This is a genomic window from Gluconobacter sp. P5E10 (assembly GCF_018812145.1).
Lineage (GTDB): Bacteria > Pseudomonadota > Alphaproteobacteria > Acetobacterales > Acetobacteraceae > Gluconobacter > Gluconobacter cerinus.
The window spans coordinates 276,443-293,018 of record NZ_JACRVZ010000003.1 but is presented as its reverse complement, the minus strand read 5'-3'; the positions used below and the strand labels follow the sequence as shown (position 1 = coordinate 293,018).

The following is a 16,576-nucleotide window of genomic DNA, read 5'->3' as shown; positions in this document are numbered from 1 at the left end:
GCAGGTATAGGGCAAGAGCAGGATGGAACAAAACGAAACCATGAGCCGTGAAATGCCCCTCACATCCTTTGGTCCGACCGTCTGGGGTGTCCCGGACGGGAGTGTGGCGCTGCTGCTTCGCCAGCGGCTGTCAGAGCATGAAGGGCCGTTGCTGCATGTTGCGCGGGACGACGCTGCTGTTGCGGCTCTGATGGACATGTTGTCCTATCTGATGCCGGAAGTTGAGGTTCTGCGCCTGCCTGCGTGGGACTGCCTGCCTTACGACCGTGTCTCTCCCAACGCTGCTCTGGTTGCGGAGCGTGTTGGGACATTGTGCCGCCTGCTGGAGCCGACGAAAGCCCGCCGGATCGTTCTGACGACCGTGCACAGTCTGTTGCAGCGCGTTCCACCGCGATCGGCTTTCAAAGGCCAGTCCATCAGTGTGGCTACGGGTGAAATGCTGGATCAGTCTCTCCTGATCGAAGTTCTCGTCGCCAATGGCTACACGCGGACTGATACAGTCATGGAAGCGGGTGAGTTCGCGGCGAGGGGCGGCATTTTCGATCTTTTTCCAGCCGGTGCACCAGACCCGATCCGCCTCGACCTTTTCGGTGACGAAGTCGAAAATATCCGTGCCTTTGATATCGCGACGCAGCGCTCGACAGAAAAGCTCGCGCGTTTCGAGTTACGACCTGTCTCGGAGTTCTCTCTCAGTCCGGAAAGTATCAGTCTTTTCCGCACGGGATGGCGCGATACGTTTGGGCCATCAGCTGCATCTGACACGCTTTATGAGAACGTCTCTGACGGGCGGCGTTATCCGGGTCTGGAGCACTATCTGCCGCTTTTCCATGATGGCGATGGCCATCAAATGGAGACGCTGCTGGATTATCTGCCAGACGTTGCAATCAGCTTTGACAGCCATGCGCCGGAGATTCTGAAAGCCCGTCTGGACATGATCGCCGACCACTATGAGGCGCGTCGTGTTCCTGTTCGTGATGGCGAGATGCCGTATCGGGCGCTTCCGCCGCATCGTCTCTATCTGGACCAGCATGGCTGGAATGCCATGCTCTCCAGGGCGCCATCTGTTTTGCTGAATGCATTTGGCAAGCCGGATCTGGGAGAAGGCGTAGAAGCCGGAAGCCGTCCCGGACCGCTTTTTGCCCGGGCCAAAGACGGGTCTCGCGAGGGTGTTTTTGAAGCGTTTGGCAAGCAGGTTGAAGAGTGGGCGCAGTCTGGGCGCCGCACGTATGTCACGGCCTGGAGCCGTGGCTCGCGGGAGCGGATTGCCCATCTGCTTCAGGAACATGGCGTTGGCGTTGAAAGTTATGACGACTGGCCGTCCGCAGCAGGCATGTCCCGCGGGACAGTTGGTCTGCTCGTTCTCGGGCTGGAGCGTGGGTTCGTTTCAGATCGTCTGTGTTTTGTGTCTGAACAGGACCTTCTGGGAGAGCGTATTTCCCGGCCGCCCCGTCGCAAGAAGCGTGGTGAACAGTTCATTTCTCAGGTGGGCGAGATTTCCGAAGGGGACCTCGTTGTTCATCAGGAATACGGAATTGGACGCTATGTCGGGCTTGAGACCATCCGCGAAGGGCTGGTTGCGCATGACTATCTTTCCATTCTGTATGATGGAGAGCAGCGCCTTCTTCTGCCGGTAGAAAATATCGAACTCCTGAGCCGGTTCGGGTCGGAGCAGGCCAGCGTCCAGCTCGACAAGCTCGGTGGTACGGCCTGGCAGGCTCGTAAGGCCAAGATGAAATCGCGCATCCGCATCATGGCGGGTGAACTGATTCGGACGGCAGCTGCGCGTGCATTGCGTGAAGCTCCTACGCTCGCGCCGGCAGAGGGACTCTGGGATGAATTCTGTGCCCGTTTCCCGTTCGTGGAGACGGAAGATCAGTCCCGTGCCATCGCTGATGTTCTGGAAGACATGAGCTCCGGTCGCCCGATGGACCGTCTGGTGTGTGGTGACGTCGGCTTTGGAAAAACCGAAGTTGCCTTGCGTGCGGCTTTTGTCGCCGCACTCTCAGGGATGCAGGTGGCTGTTGTTGTTCCGACGACGCTTCTGGCTCGTCAGCATTACCGTGGCTTTGTGGCGCGATTCGAAGGTCTGCCAGTTCGGATCGGGCAACTGTCACGCATGGTGACCCCCAAGGAAGCGACAAAAGTTCGCGAAGAGATGGCGGATGGGCGTCTGGATATCGTCATCGGGACGCATGCTCTTTTGGCCAAGACGGTCTCTTTCGAACGTCTGGGCCTGCTGATCATTGATGAAGAGCAGCATTTCGGTGTCTCTCACAAGGAGAAGCTCAAGGCCCTGCGGGAAGACGTGCACGTCCTGACACTGTCAGCCACGCCGCTGCCACGTACGCTCCAGCTGTCCCTGTCCGGTGTGCGGGAAATGAGCCTGATTGCGACGCCGCCGACGGATCGTCTGGCAGTTCGCACGTTTATTACGCCGTTTGACAGCGTCATGATCCGCGAAGCGATTCAGCGTGAGCGTTTCCGCGGTGGGCAGGTGTTCTGCGTGTTGCCGCGACTCGCTGATCTGGACCGGATGGCAGAGCGCCTGGCTGAGATTGTTCCGGATGCGAAGGTCATTCAGGCCCATGGCCGTTTGACGCCGACCGAACTGGAACGCGTCATGACCGAATTTGCCGACGGCAAATATGACATCCTGCTCTCCACCAATATCGTGGAGAGTGGTCTCGATATGCCCAGCGTGAACACGATTATCATTCATCGGGCAGATATGTTTGGCCTGGGGCAGCTTTATCAGCTTCGCGGGCGCGTGGGGCGCGGCAAGCAGCGTGGCTATGCCTATCTGACCTGGCCGCAAACGAACCCGCTGTCGGCCGCGTCCGAAAAACGTCTGGAAATTATGCAGACGCTCGACTCGCTCGGCGCAGGCTTCACATTGGCATCGCACGATCTGGATCTTCGTGGTGCTGGAAATCTGCTGGGGGATGAGCAGTCCGGGCATATCAAGGAGGTCGGGATCGAGCTGTATCAGCAGATGCTGGAAGATGCCGTTCTGGATCTGCGTCGCGAACGCGGTCGGAAGGCGGAGGAAGAAGACAGCTGGACGCCGAATATTATCCTCGGATTGCCTGTGCTGATTCCAGACACTTATGTGCCTGATCTGCCGGTTCGGCTGGGGCTATATCGGCGTATTGCGTCCCTGACCGGAGAAGCGGAAGTCGAGGCCATGCGTGCTGAACTCGTGGACCGGTTCGGATCCTTGCCGCCAGAGGTGGGGAATCTGCTGGACGTCGTGCTCATCAAGCGTCTTTGCCGTGAGGCTGGTGTGGAGCGTCTGGAAGCCGGGCCGAAGGGGATGGTGCTTCAGTTCCGCAAGAACCGGTTCCAGAACCCCGCCGGGCTGATCGATTGGGCGACTCGTAAGAAGGATTCGGGCGTGAAGATCCGCCCCGATCAGAAGCTGGCCATTATTCGCGAAATGACGAACGCCACCCGCATTGGCTTTGCGAAGAAAGTAACAACCGTTCTGTGCAAACTCGTGCGGAAACTGGAAGACGCCGACTAAGCGTTTTTCCAGCTTCCGCAGTGGCACTCAGGGAACGGCGATAGGGAGCGGAATACGGTTGACCGTCGCTACGCCGCCCTGAAGGGCAATATCCCATGTGGTGGTGTCGCCGCTCTGGCGTCCCATCAGGCGGGCAATGGTAAGGGCAGTGACCACTTTGGTTGGGGCTGTCTGGCGAATGGCCTCGATCAACTGCGCAACATTGGTGATGCTGACATGGGTGTCTGCGGTGGATGTTGCAGCTGACGAGCCGATCTGAATGGTTCCTGTGCCATCAACAGTGCTGCTTCCGGAAATGGCATGCAGGGCGTTGATCGTGATCTGCTGTGAGGAGCCGGAGAGGCCGCTTACGGACAGATCGGCGGACAGGGACGACGGGATGAGTGGCTGTTTCGAGTCGTGAATGCCTGTTCCATTGACCTTGATGCGGAGCTCAGGGCTGGTCTGGACTGCGTTGATCGTCGCGTGCTGGATGGTCATTGTGTGACCAAGGCGAGACAGTTTTACGCTGCTCCATGAGGCTTCTGGCGTTCCTTCATGGATGTTGTGGACTGTAATGGTGGCATCCTGCCCCTGACAGGCTGGGCTGATACCTCCACGGAAAGCGCTCAGTGCTGCATAAGCGGCCGTTGCATTGAACTGTTCCAGTTTGGCTTCCGTGACTGCGCCTTTGGGGTCTTTCAGGGTGATAGGCCCGATATCGAGGCCGATGCCGGTTCCTGTCAGGGTGGCGTGCAGGCCTGATGCTGAAAAGCCGTGGGCGGCAGCCTGGTGCCCGTTCAGGGAATAGGTGAAGCAGGACGCAGGAATGTTCGGCAGCGTGTCTGCGAGAGCAGATGACGCGAAGGAAGGCAGAGCCGTCGCTAATGCTGTTACGAGAAGGGTTTTAAAAGACATCATGCCCTCAATGCTGTGGTGTCTGATCTCTCAGACAGAAAGACTGTTAAGACTCTCTTAGGATTATGGAGAGACAATGGTTCCCCATAATCCTTCCTTGCGGGTGAGTGTGCATGTCTTCGTCCATTTCCGCCATGCCAGCGGTGCCGCAATACCTGTCCATCGTGAAAGACGAACAGGCCTCCGTGAACCGATGGGAAAAGACCAGTTCATCTTCGCAGCAGGCATTGACGGCGTTCAAAGCGGAGGCTTCTTCCATCACGACGCCTGATCAGCTTCTGAAGAACTACAAGGCGCTGAAAGTCGTTCTTGGCGCCTATAACATGTCTTCCAATATTGATCAGACGGCCGTCCTTAAGCAACTCATGACGCAGGACCCTACGTCTTCCAAGTCGTTGGCACAGAGAAGCGGGAATGCGTCTTGGAAAGCGTTTGCGACCGCGTTTTCAGACTGGTCGACGTCTCCCCTCTCGTCAGAAGACACTTTGTCCAAAATCGCCCAGAGTTACCTGACGAACGGGTATGAAAGCAGCGTTCAGGACGAGACGCCGGGCCTTGGGGATGCTCTTTATTTCACCCGAACCGTCACGTCAGACATGAAGCTTTCCAGCATCATGGCAGACCCGAAACTGTTGAAGGTGGCGGAAAAAGTGTGTGGGTTCGATACAACCCAGTTTGGCGCACTGGATTACGACCAGCAGGTTCGACTGCTGGGGAACAAGCTGGATCTTTCACGTCTCAGCACGTCCCAAGGCGTGCAGCGGTTTGCTGAACAATATCTGGCGCTTCTACAAATCAGCCCTGAAGCATCCACGACGCCTGCCAGTATGCTCACACTTTACGGAAGTGGAGGGACATCGGACGGTATTCTGTCCCTTTTTACAGGAAGCAGTAGCAGTTCCTCGTCATCGCTGTATTCCGCACTTCTCTGATCCGATTGCGTGACATCCTGAGAGGAGGCCTGTATCGCGGCTAGGGAAACGTGGCAGCGAAAAGGATCTCTTCATGGCAGGACTGGACCCTGAAGACTGGAGCGGCATTCGTGCCATGGGTCATCAGATGCTGGATGCTCTGTTTGACCGTATGGAACATGTCGGGGAAGGCCCGGTCTGGCGTCCTATGCCGCAAGCAGCCAGAGATGACCTGAGAACGGGCTTTCCTCCCGAAGGGACCTCTCTGGAGGAGCTGCACGAGCGTTTCACTGAGCTCGTTGTTCCCTATGGCAATGGAAATACTCATCCGGGTTTCATGGGCTGGGTGCATGGCGCCGGAACACCCGTCGGGATGCTGGCAGAAATGCTGGCGGCCGGCATGAACGCCAATTGTGGTGGCCGCAGCCATGCCGCAAATGAAGTCGAGCGTGAAGTTATTCGCTGGGCTCTTTCCATGGTGGGTATGCCGGAAGATGGGGCGGGCTGTCTGGTGACGGGCTCATCCATGGCCAACTTCATCAGCATGATTACGGCCAGTCGGGCGCGTGATCCGTCATTGCGACGGCATGGCGTCGGGCAGAGCAAAATGGTTGGATATGCCGCGACAACAGCCCACGGGTGTCTGCCTCGTGCCTTTGATCTTGCTGGTTTCGGAAGCGAGGCTTTGCGCCGTGTTCCGGTGACGGGTGATCATAGGATGGATCTTACTGCACTGCGCCAGATGATCACCGAAGACCGCCAGAGCGGGTTGGTGCCCTTCATGGTAGCCGGAACGGCCGGAACGGTGGATTGTGGGGCTATTGATGATCTTCAGGGGATCGAGGCTATCGCACGGGAGAACGGCCTCTGGTTTCATGTGGATGCAGCCTTCGGGGCGCTGGCCTGTTTGTCGTCACGTTTCAAAGCGCAGCTTTCCGGCATTGAAAAGGCTGACAGTCTGGCATTTGATTTTCATAAATGGGCACAAGTTCCCTACGATGCGGGCTGTGTTCTGGTGAGGAATCGTGAACTTCATGCGGCCGCGTTTGCTCAGTCGCTCGACTATCTGACGCGCGAAGCCAGAGGGCTTGCGAGTGGCGCGCCCTGGTTCTGTGATTTTGGGCCAGATCTTTCCCGCGGGTTCCGGGCGCTCAAAGTCTGGATGACGCTGGGCCATTATGGCTCACAGCGTATGGGGCAGATGGTGGAAGAATGTTGTGACGTTGCACAGCATCTTGCGCGCTGCGTGCAGGCTACGCCCGGGCTCGTTCTGCTCGCGCCAGTAACGCTGAATATTGTGTGCTTTGGAATAGAGGGCCTGTCAGATCAGGGTGTTTCCGAGCTGGTGCAGGATTTGCATGAAAGCGGTGTAGCGGCCCCATCCACAACGCGGATCAACGGTCGGTTGGCGGTGAGGGCGGCGATCGTTAATCACCGCACCACCACCGTCGATACCGACCGTATGCTGGATGCCGTTATCGCACTCGCCGCTGACCGGCGGGGGTAAACAGTTCACTCAATTGAGCCATCATGGTGCCGCCGAGGTCTTCGGCGGAACTGATGGTTACGCTGTGTCGATAGTAACGCGTGACGTCATGGCCGATACCAATAGCCAGAAGCTCCGTGTTCCGATCGCTTTCGATCCGCTTGATGACCTCACGCAGATGGTTTTCAAGATAGTTGTGCGGATTGGCAGAGAACGTGCTGTCATCCACAGGTGCACCATCTGAAATCACCATGAGAATATGACGGTGTTCCGGACGCCGTTTGAGGCGCTTCCAGGCCCAAAGCAGCGATTCGCCATCAATGTTCTCTTTAAGGAGACCATCACGCAGCATGAGGCCAAGGTTCTTCCGGGCCCGGCGCCAGGGCGTATCCGCATCTTTGTAGATGATGTGACGCAGGTCATTCAGGCGTCCCGGCTCGGGTGGTCGGCCATTTTTCACCCATTGCTCTCGGCTCTGACCACCTTTCCATTGACGCGTCGTGAAGCCCAGAACTTCGACTTTCACGCCGCAGCGCTCCAACGTGCGGGCGAGAATGTCGCCGCATATTGCAGCAGTTCCAATTGGGCGGCCACGCATTGAGCCTGAATTGTCGATCAGGAGTGTGACGACCGTGTCGCGGAACTCCATTTCGCACTCATACTTGTACGAGAGTGGCATGGTTGGGTTCGTGACGACACGGGAGAGACGCCCGGCATCAATGATGCCCTCTTCCTGCTCGAACTCCCAGCGGCGTTGTTGCTGAGCCATGAGCCGTCGTTGCAGACGATGCGCTAGACGGGAAATCAGGCCCTGAAGTTGAACAAGCTGCTGGTCGAGCTGTTGGCGTAGCCGGTCTAGTTCGTCCGGGTCACAGAGGTCAGCAGCTCCGACTTCTTCATCGAACCTTGTGGTGTAAGCTTTATAGGTTGAGCCGCCGCCGATGGCCGTGCCTTCACCTGACTGATCAGACGGCCCCGCAGCTTCTTCCGAACCTGTTTCAGGGGAATCAAGCGCGTCGGAAGACGTTTCTGTTTCGCCTGTTATCCCGCTTTCACCGCTTTCTGGCTGATAGCCATCTTCCTCATCAGGATCATCGCCTGCAGGTGTCTGCTGATCTTCCTGCGGAACCGCGGCTTCATCTTCGGAAGGCTGTTCGTCTTCAGATAAATCGTCTGAAGGGGCCTGTTGTTCGATTTCCTCTGGTAGTTCTGTGAGTTGGCAGGCACCGAGCAGATGCGTAATCGCGCGTGCGAAGGCTTTTTGGTCAGATTGCGTGACGGCCATTTCCGCCAGTGCGTTTTTGGCAGACGGAGAGAGGGACGCGCGCCAGGCTTCCAGCGCCGGGCCAGCCTGCGATGGGGTATGCTCTCCTGACATGGCCTCTCGAGCTAGCAGGCTCAGAGCCATGGCGGCAGGCATTTCGTCCTTGGTCGCCATGCGGTTGCAGCCCGCCTCGGCACACTGCTGGATGACACGCTGGTCAAGATTGGCACGAACGCCGGCCATATGGCGGGAGCCGTAAACTTCACAGCGCGCCTGTTCGAGGACGTTGAACGCCTCCTGAGCTTGCGGCTCTGGAAACTGCGCGTTCAGGCCACTCTTGTGGTAGCGCAGCTTCAGCGCCGCAGCATCGGCTGCTCCGCGAATTTTCTGAATTTCGCGGTCATGCATACTGCGGGACAGGTAGGGCAGTTGCACGGCATCAGGTGCCGGCGGAGCGGGCAGCCTGTTGCCAACAACCGCACCCTGAAAATCCACGCTCTGTTCAGGCGTGCCGCCCATGGCGCGAAGGGTTGCGATTGTGGCGCGGCGGAAACCTTCCTGACGGTTTTCGTCAGGAGGGGAGTTCTTGGGCGCGGACAAGGTTTTTTACTCCACCGGGGAGGTGTTGAAACAGCGCTGATAGTATTCCGCAACAATACCGCGCTCGGCTTCGTCACACTTGTTCAGGAACGTGAGGCGGAACGCGAATGCGACATCGTTGAAAATGTTGAAGTTCTCAGCCCAGGCAATGACAGTTCGTGGGGACATGACTGTGGAGATGTCTCCGGCCATAAAGCCCGAGCGCGTCAGATTGGCCAGAGCGACCATACGCTCGACCATCTTGGTCTTGTCCTTGTCTTCCGCACCAATCTTCAGCTTGGAGGTGACAATCGCGACTTCCTGTTCAAGCGGCAGATAGTTCAGGGTCGCGACGATGTTCCAGCGATCCATCTGGCCCTGATTGATCTGCTGCGTGCCGTGATACAGGCCTGTCGTGTCACCAAGGCCAACGGTATTTGCGGTCGCAAAGAGGCGGAAGGCCGGGTTGGGACGGATCACGCGGTTTTGGTCCAGAAGGGTAAGGTGACCCTCTGCTTCGAGAACGCGCTGGATCACGAACATCACGTCCGGACGGCCTGCGTCATATTCATCGAAAATCAGCGCACAGGGATGCTGCAGGCACCAAGGTAGCAAACCTTCACGGAATTCCGTTACCTGCTTGCCGTCGCGCAGCACGATGGCGTCCTTGCCGATGAGATCAATACGGGACACATGGCTGTCGAGGTTGATACGGACGCAAGGCCAGTTCAGGCGAGCAGCAATCTGCTCAATGTGGGAGGACTTTCCCGTTCCATGGAAGCCCTGAACCATCACGCGGCGGTTATAGGCAAAACCCGCAAGAATGGCGCGCGTCGTGTCTTCATCGAACTTGTAGGATGGATCGATGTCGGGGACGTGCTCTGTCCGGACGGAATAGGCTGGGATCTGAAGATCAGTCTTGATGCCGAAGACTTCACGCGAAGACACCGTGAGGTCGGGCGCACCAAGAACACTGGTTGGGACCGCAGAACTTTCGGCGGTGGTGACGGTTTCCGGGGCGTCGATCGTCGCGAAATCACTCATGAGACTGGCGGACTTTCATTGAATTCAGGAATGTTCTGAAAAGATGGGCCTTTAGGCTCTATTCTTCCAGAGAGAAAATCAGGAAACGAACTCTGACTCGCGACTGAAATGCGTTTTCAGCACGGCATACGCGGATCCGATGGCCTTGAAACGCTCTTCAGCCTGCTTGTCGCCAATATTCGCATCAGGGTGGTGACGGCGGGCAAGGGCACGATATCGGCTTTTGACGTCATCCAACGACACGGGCCATGTCAGGTCCAACGTTGCGAGAGGCAATCGAAGCGGTTCTGGTGGGCCGTCGGCTGTGGCGCGCTGACGTGCACTGTCTTTGGCGCGCTGGGCTCGGTCGCGGCGGCTGGCGCCGAGAATATCCAGAGGGTCGAGAACATCTTCTTCGTTGAATTCGGCTTTCTGTGCCGCACCCGTCCCCAGTTTCCATGAAGGGCGTTGCCAGGACGTGTCAGCTCTGAGCTGGGCTTCGATCTGGGCGGGTGTCATGCCGCGATAGAAGTCCCATCGCGCGTTATAGTCGCGAACGTGTTGAAGGCAGAACCAGAAGTAGGACCGCAGGGCATCGCGCCCGCGGGGAGCGCGGTAGCCGGCAGGCTCCGCACAGCCTGGATGATCGCAGGTCTGGTCTGGTGCCTCTGGATCGGGGTCAAAAGCCCGATGTCTGGTAGATTTACGCTGCATGGTGTCTGATATGGGCAATGTGAGCCGTTTGATGCAAGCGGACAAACCAAATCGGATTTAATTGACCATGACGCAGCCCCTCACTAGGCGGGACCGAATTGCTGAGATTCTTCACCGGGAACTGGCGCCGAGCGTTCTTGAAATTCAGGATGACAGTGCCCGGCATGCCCATCATGCAGGAGCAAAAGCTCTGGGGAGTACGGGAGAAACGCATTTCAATGTGGCGATCACCAGCGCGAAATTTGACGGACTAAACCGGATTGCCCGGCACCGTCTTGTGAACGGATTGCTCGCCGGGGAGTTTGAAACAGGACTACATGCCCTGTCTCTTGTTCTGCACGGAGAAACCACTCCATGAAGCGTGCACTTCTGGCTCTTCTGTTTCTGTCTGGCTGCGCCACAAGTGGGTACGGACATCTGCCTGCAGACCAGCAGGCGGATGTGCACAGAATTGAAACTTACATGAACGGCGTGACCGGGATGCAGGCGTCGTTCAATCAGACTGGCCCCGATAATGGGGTGAGCGCTGGACGATTCGTCTATATGCCCGGTCATCTGCGACTGGATTACGTGACGCCGCATACGATGGAACTGGTTGCGGGGGATGGTCATCTGGTTCTGGATGATATGGATAGTGGGGCGGTGACCCACCTGTCCTTGAAGCGAAACCCCTTGGGGCTCCTTCTTCATTACCCGATTCGGTTTGACCGTGGGATTCAGGTAACTGACGTAAGGCGCGGGCAGGGATCGCTTCAGGTTTCGGTTGCTGAGGCGGACAACCCTTCCCAAGGGCTGTTGACGCTCCAATTCTCCGATACGGCTGGAAAACTGCTGCTCATTGGTCTGCAGGGTGTGGATGCCCGGCAGAATCATTTCAGCGTATCTCTAGGGAATGTAGTGGAGGGGGTAACAGTGACCCCTACCGTCTTTACTCCTCGCGGGGGATAGATCCGAAATGCGCTGGCCAGGAGGCGGCCAGCGCATGATCCAGTTCTTCCATGGAAAGAGCCGGGTTGAAGCGCCTGAGGCTGGTGACACCAAATTCCCTGATTCCGCAGGGGACGATGCCGTCAAAGTCATCCAGGGCCGGATTAAGATTGATCGAGACGCCGTGCCAACTGACCCAGCGGCTGACCCGGATGCCAAGCGCTGCGATCTTGGCTTCCTCGCCGGTGACAGGATCAAAAGTCCAGACGCCGATACGTCCTTCTCTCGTAAAGGCCGTTACGCCGAGGCGGCTGAGAGTTTCAATGATCCAGGTTTCAAGTCCTTTCACAAAGGCACGAAGATCCCTGGGAGGTATTGTACCATTGGGCTGGCTTAGATTTAGAAGAACATAAGCCAGTCTCTGTCCCGGGCCGTGATACGTCCACTGGCCGCCTCGGCCCGCTTCGTACGTCGGGTAGTGATGTGGGTTATAAAGATCCTGCTGCTTCGCAGATGTTCCGGCCGTAAAGACGGGGGGGTGCTCTACGAGCCAGACGACGGGATCAGCTGTTCCTTCGTGAATCTGGCGCGAGCGGGTGGCCATGAAGTCCAGAGCATCAGGGTAGGGTGTTAGCCCGGCAGATTTTTTCCACAAAATTTCTTCACAAATATCGTTTCTGGTCATTGCTCTCGTTTCAGGCATCAGCTATATCGCCCCTCACCGGACGGTCTTGCACTACACAAGACGGTTTGTCACGGGGCGGCCGTGGCGGAATGGTAGACGCGCAAGCTTGAGGTGCTTGTGGGGGCAACCCCGTGGAAGTTCGAGTCTTCTCGGCCGCACCATCACTCTTCGGAGCTGATGGAAAAAATCTCGAAAAAATCACAATTATAAAAAACACCCTGAATGCCAGTGTTAAGGCATCCAGTGTGGTGTTTTATTCTGTGCCATTTTATTGCCAGACTGTTCATCCATCGTTATGCCTGACTATGTTTTCATTTGAACGCTGTGAGCTTTGTGCTCGGTAATCGAATGATATCTTGGCTGATGTGTGAGGTTTCGTGATCAAGCCCTTAAAGAAAGCAGTTCTTCCCGTTGCTGGACTAGGAACACGCTTCCTTCCGGCCACCAAGGCTATGCCGAAGGAAATGCTTCCTGTCGTCGACAAGCCTCTGATTCAGTATGCTATCGACGAAGCTCGTGAAGCTGGCATCGAAGAATTCTGTCTTGTCACGGGGCGCGGCAAAGACAGCCTGATCGATTATTTCGATATTGCTTACGAGCTTGAGGCAACGCTGAGGGAGCGTGGCAAAAAAAGTGCGCTTGAAGCACTTCAGCCAAGCAGCGTGCAGGCAGGCTCTCTTGTTGCTGTGCGTCAGCAGGAGCCCTTAGGCTTGGGTCATGCAATCTGGTGTGCGCGCTCCTTTATTGGGGACGACCCGTTTGCTATTCTGCTTCCAGACGACATCGTAAAAAGTGGCCGTAGCTGCGTTGCTCAGCTTGTGGATGCCTACAACCAGACCGGTGGCAATGTTGTCGCGGTAACGGAAGTGCCGCGTGAGCATACAAATCGGTATGGTATCCTCGACGTGGGCGCCGATGACGGCAAGCTCGTTGAGGTCAAAGGACTGGTCGAAAAGCCGAATCCTGAGGACGCTCCCTCAAACCTGTCCATTATCGGACGCTATGTCCTGACGGCTGATGTGATGGAGCATCTCGCCAAGCTGGAACGCGGTGCTGGCAATGAAGTGCAGCTTACGGACGCCATGGCCAAGATGATCGGGCATGTTCCGTTCCACGGACTGCGTTACGAAGGCACGCGTTTTGATTGTGGTGACAAGGCTGGTTTCCTGGAAGCTCAGATTGCTTTCTCCATTGACCGCCCTGACCTCGGCGATGCGGTTAAAGCTTTTCTCAAGAAATATGTCGACGTCGTCTGACATCTTGGGAAGCAGCATTATCTGCTGATGATGTTGGGTCTGATTTAAATTAAGTGAGGAAAGGGGGTGTCGTTTAATTACGGCAACCCCCTTCCTTTCTCTATTTTAAGCCTCAACGCGAATTCGCCTTGGTGTTTTTGCGAAAACGCTGGGCAGTGATGCAAATCTCATGGCATGAAGAGTGTCATGTCCATGCCATTTCAGTCTTTTCTAGAGCCGGGTCAGATTGTGCAGCATCCCGATTTTCCTGAGTGGGGATGGGGGCAGGTGCAATCGGCGATTGGTGAGCGTGTTACGGTCAATTTTCAGAATGAGGGGAAAATTCTGATTGATGCGTCACGTGTGGAGCTGAAACTGGTTCAAGGCTGATTCTGGCCTTTGGCTCGTTCTCTATTCTCGAAGCTTGGCCGTAGTGCTCTGGACGTTCTCCTTCCTCCAGTGTGCGGAGTGTGCGGAGCAGACGTCATGACGAACGGCGCGTTCTGTTCTGACTGCTTTGCTGAAGCAAAGAGAATTATTTTTCCCTGCTGTGAAAAATGTGGCGTTTCTCTGCCTGGTGAAGCTTTCGGAGGGACGCAGAAAATCTGTGTGCCTTGTCAGTTGCGTTCCCCGGCCTGGCGATTTGCGCGTGCTGCCTTTGAATATGATGATTGGTCACGGCGCCTTATCCTGCCCATGAAATATGCTGACCGGACTGAAAACGCGCAAATTCTTGTTCAGGAAATGTCTCGGGCAGGTTCTGCCTTGCTGGATCAGGCGAGCGTTTTAATCCCCGTGCCGATGCACCGAACCAAATTGTGGCGGCGGCGATACAATCAGGCCGCTCTATTGGCGCATGGTTTGTCTCGGAAAAAGGGGATTACGCTGCTTGCTGACGGACTGACGCGTCGGCAGGCCACCAGACCTTTGGCCCGTTTGTCCGCCAAAGAGCGTCAAATGGAAATTGCCGATACGATTATTGTCCGCGCCGGGCGGGAAAAACGAATTAAAGGGCAGGCCGTTCTTCTGGTGGACGACGTGCTGACGACTGGTGCCACGGCTTCTGTTTGCACTGGTGCTCTTTTGAAGGCCGGGGCATTGTCAGTGGATATTCTTGTTGCAGCGCGGACCTGCAAAGGCGATGAACAGGACGTTCCGTATCCCGAGGAGTAAGAGCTTTATGTCAGAAATTGAAATCTTTACCCAACCGGGATGCCCTTACTGTGTTCACGCTGTCGATCTTCTAAGATCAAAAGGTGTGGCCTTTAAGGAGATTAACGCGCCACACGGAACCCGAGAGCGTGAAGAATCCATGAGCCGTTCGGGGCGCAGGACTGTCCCTCAGGTATTTGTGAATGGGCAATCTCTGGGGGGCTGTGACGACATTATGGCTTTGGATCGGGCCGGACGGCTTGATTCTCTGCTTGGCGGTGCCTGAATGCGCTGGGGACGGCTTTTCGCAGGTGCATTACTCTGCCTGACGCCCTTCATGGGGTACGCTGAGGCGCCGGCAGTCTCTCAGGCAGCGACTACGCCGTCAGAGCTAGGCCTTTGGCTATCCGCGGGTAAAGACGGTGTTTTCTCGATCGAGCACTGCGGCAATGCCTTGTGCGGCAAGCTCGTCGGAATGGATTATGACGGGGAGATGCCCAAGGACGTTTGGGGCCGGGCAGAATGCCATCTTTGGATTTTGACAGATTTTGTCGCAGCAGAAGATCAGAAATGGCGGGGTCACATCCTTGATCCTCGGAGCGGACGTATCTATCAGGCGTACATCTGGCTCTCCGAGCCAAATGTTCTAAAGCTGCGTGGCTTTGTTCTTGGAATGCCTCTGTTGGGTCAGACCGAGACCTGGACGCGATATACCGGAGGCTCATTCGGGCCACAGTGTAAGATGCCTCCGCAGCCTCACTGAGAAACTACAATGGCAGGTCATATCTCTCTGATATGGTTTGCCAGGAACATGCAGGCCAATCTCAGGTCTCTGCTTCTGCCGAACTGAAAGGACCGTGGAACCACTATGTCCCACACTGTTTCCCGCCGCGATTTTGCGCTCGGGCTGGCTGCTGGTGCGGTTGGCGCCAGCGTGGCAGGCACGTCTTATGCTGCTGACGAACCAAAAATTGTCCCTGTTCCTCCGCCGTTGCCCAAGCTGGTTTCCAAAACAGTATGTTTTGTCGGGGGGTACACCAAGCATGCCCCTGCAGGTGGTGCTGGAAATGGGCAGGGCATTGCCGTGTTCGAGATGGATCGGGATTCAGGCGTTCTGACGCCAATCACGACCTACACGGACATTGCCAGTCCTTCGTTTATCACGCTCTCCGCAGATAACCATTTTCTGTATGCGTTGAGTGAGATCGACGACTACAACAAGGCCGGAGATGGATCTGTCACGGCTTTTGCTGTCGATCAGAAGACGGGTTCCCTGCGCAAGCTGAACAGTGTCAGCTCCGGTGGTGCTGTGCCTGCGCATCTGAGTGTTCATCATTCAGGTCGTTATGTTCTGGTCGCGAACTATGTGGGTGGCTGTGTTGCGGTCCTGCCGATCCGGAGCGATGGATCGCTGGGTGAGGCAACCGATGTGGTTCATAATACGGGACCGCGTCAGCCAGAGCGCGCAACGGATAATCCGCAAGGTAACTTTGCCGTTTCTGACCATTCCGGATCTCATCCACACATGATTCGTTCTGATCCGAGCGGTCGCTTCGTAATCGCGGATGATGCGGGTCTGGATCGAGTTTATGTCTGGACGCTGAATCTGGCGACTGGGAAGCTCATTTCAGCAAAAACACCATATTACGATATGGAGCCGGGGTCTGCGCCGCGTCACTTCGAGTTCAATCACTCGGGGCGCATTATGTACAATCTGTGTGAGCAGAACTCGAAGATTGTCGTGTCCAGCTTTGATCCGCTGACGGGTACAATCACGAATATCCAGACGGTCAGCACCGTCACACCTCATTTCCGAGGATCAACGCTCGCTGCGGAAATTCTGATTTCTGCCAGTGGAAAGTACGTATACGCGTCTAACCGCTTGGGAGATTCACTCGCGGTATTCGCGATTGCCGCGGACGGAACGCTGTCCCTGCAGGATGAAGTCTGGATGCATGCCGATTATGGCCGCGCCATGATGTTCGATCCGTCTGGAACGTTCCTGTTCTGCGCCAACCAGCGTTCGGATGCGGTGACGTCCTTCAAGGTGGACAAGAACACCGGGCAGCTTGCGTTTACTGAGAACTTTACGCCTGTCGGTAGTCCGACGACGTTTGCGTTCATGAACACGCAGGTCTGACATTCAGTGAAAAAGGCGCTCTTCGGAGCGCCTTTTTTAT

At 56.4% G+C, this 16,576-nt stretch carries 16 protein-coding genes, 1 tRNA gene and 1 pseudogene; 13 read left to right on the top strand and 5 right to left on the bottom strand.

All coding sequences use genetic code 11. The annotated features are described in order from the left end of the window. The first annotated feature begins 22 nt into the window (after positions 1-22). On the top strand, positions 23-3,523 hold the full coding sequence (gene mfd, locus KP707_RS07855) for a transcription-repair coupling factor (protein WP_211502740.1): 3,501 nt from the start codon (positions 23-25) through the stop codon (positions 3,521-3,523). A gap of 27 nt (positions 3,524-3,550) precedes the next feature. On the opposite strand, the gene KP707_RS07850 is transcribed toward mfd, so the two are convergent. After that, on the bottom strand, positions 3,551-4,423 hold the full coding sequence (locus KP707_RS07850) for a DUF2125 domain-containing protein (RefSeq protein WP_211502739.1): 873 nt from the start codon (positions 4,421-4,423) through the stop codon (positions 3,551-3,553). Between the two features lie 110 nt (positions 4,424-4,533). Here KP707_RS07850 and KP707_RS07845 point away from each other — a divergent pair, with 110 nt between their 5' ends. Then, the gene (locus KP707_RS07845; protein WP_211502738.1) at positions 4,534-5,352 is read left to right on the top strand and encodes a DUF1217 domain-containing protein; all 819 of its coding nucleotides are present in this window, start codon (positions 4,534-4,536) and stop codon (positions 5,350-5,352) included. Between the two features lie 73 nt (positions 5,353-5,425). Next, a complete protein-coding gene (locus KP707_RS07840) occupies positions 5,426-6,838 on the top strand; it encodes a pyridoxal-dependent decarboxylase (RefSeq protein WP_211502737.1) in 1,413 nt (470 codons plus the stop codon). On the opposite strand, the gene KP707_RS07835 is transcribed toward KP707_RS07840, so the two are convergent. The 3 genes from KP707_RS07835 to KP707_RS07825 form a co-directional block, all read right to left on the bottom strand. Next, the gene (locus KP707_RS07835) at positions 6,807-8,681 is read right to left on the bottom strand and encodes a cobaltochelatase CobT-related protein (protein WP_211502736.1); all 1,875 of its coding nucleotides are present in this window, start codon (positions 8,679-8,681) and stop codon (positions 6,807-6,809) included. The two genes, KP707_RS07840 and KP707_RS07835, sit on opposite strands and share 32 nt — an antisense overlap. Before the next feature lie 6 nt (positions 8,682-8,687). Beyond that, positions 8,688-9,704: a cobaltochelatase subunit CobS gene (gene cobS, locus KP707_RS07830; RefSeq protein ID WP_211502735.1), complete on the bottom strand. Its 1,017-nt coding sequence runs from the start codon at positions 9,702-9,704 to the stop codon at positions 8,688-8,690. Positions 9,705-9,782: 78 nt separating this feature from the next. Next, positions 9,783-10,397 carry a J domain-containing protein gene (locus KP707_RS07825; protein ID WP_211500707.1) on the bottom strand — a complete coding sequence of 205 codons (615 nt, stop codon included), beginning with the start codon at positions 10,395-10,397 and terminating at the stop codon, positions 9,783-9,785. A gap of 67 nt (positions 10,398-10,464) precedes the next feature. Here KP707_RS07825 and KP707_RS07820 point away from each other — a divergent pair, with 67 nt between their 5' ends. Continuing rightward, positions 10,465-10,755, top strand: a complete 291-nt coding sequence (locus KP707_RS07820) for a BolA family transcriptional regulator (RefSeq protein ID WP_099212308.1) — start codon at positions 10,465-10,467, stop codon at positions 10,753-10,755. Then, positions 10,752-11,345, top strand: coding sequence for an outer membrane lipoprotein carrier protein LolA (locus tag KP707_RS07815; protein WP_211502734.1), 594 nt, complete (start codon positions 10,752-10,754; stop codon positions 11,343-11,345). The genes KP707_RS07820 and KP707_RS07815 overlap by 4 nt, the downstream gene beginning before the upstream one ends. On the opposite strand, the gene lipB is transcribed toward KP707_RS07815, so the two are convergent. Further along, complete coding sequence (lipB, locus tag KP707_RS07810; protein ID WP_211502733.1) at positions 11,326-12,009, bottom strand: lipoyl(octanoyl) transferase LipB; 684 nt, start codon at positions 12,007-12,009, stop codon at positions 11,326-11,328. The genes KP707_RS07815 and lipB overlap by 20 nt on opposite strands. Before the next feature lie 75 nt (positions 12,010-12,084). Between lipB and KP707_RS07805 the strand changes: the two genes are divergently transcribed. The 8 genes and pseudogenes from KP707_RS07805 (at position 12,085) to KP707_RS07775 (ending at position 16,536) form a co-directional block, all read left to right on the top strand. Beyond that, positions 12,085-12,170: transfer RNA gene (locus KP707_RS07805), tRNA-Leu, on the top strand. A gap of 216 nt (positions 12,171-12,386) precedes the next feature. Continuing rightward, complete coding sequence (gene galU, locus KP707_RS07800; RefSeq protein WP_211498136.1) at positions 12,387-13,265, top strand: UTP--glucose-1-phosphate uridylyltransferase GalU; 879 nt, start codon at positions 12,387-12,389, stop codon at positions 13,263-13,265. A 186-nt stretch (positions 13,266-13,451) separates the two neighbouring features. Beyond that, positions 13,452-13,634, top strand: a complete 183-nt coding sequence (locus tag KP707_RS07795; protein ID WP_211496909.1) for a DUF3553 domain-containing protein — start codon at positions 13,452-13,454, stop codon at positions 13,632-13,634. Positions 13,635-13,643: 9 nt separating this feature from the next. After that, positions 13,644-13,853 (top strand): annotated as a pseudogene (locus KP707_RS16990) (double zinc ribbon domain-containing protein); the annotation flags it as partial. An 87-nt stretch (positions 13,854-13,940) separates the two neighbouring features. Further along, on the top strand, positions 13,941-14,417 hold the full coding sequence (locus KP707_RS07790) for a ComF family protein (protein WP_252348846.1): 477 nt from the start codon (positions 13,941-13,943) through the stop codon (positions 14,415-14,417). Positions 14,418-14,424: 7 nt separating this feature from the next. Further along, the gene (grxC, locus tag KP707_RS07785; protein WP_099212323.1) at positions 14,425-14,682 is read left to right on the top strand and encodes a glutaredoxin 3; all 258 of its coding nucleotides are present in this window, start codon (positions 14,425-14,427) and stop codon (positions 14,680-14,682) included. Beyond that, the gene (locus KP707_RS07780; protein ID WP_046901467.1) at positions 14,683-15,159 is read left to right on the top strand and encodes a DUF2147 domain-containing protein; all 477 of its coding nucleotides are present in this window, start codon (positions 14,683-14,685) and stop codon (positions 15,157-15,159) included. Between the two features lie 105 nt (positions 15,160-15,264). Then, positions 15,265-16,536: a lactonase family protein gene (locus KP707_RS07775; RefSeq protein WP_064273179.1), complete on the top strand. Its 1,272-nt coding sequence runs from the start codon at positions 15,265-15,267 to the stop codon at positions 16,534-16,536. Positions 16,537-16,576: the final 40 nt, after the last annotated feature.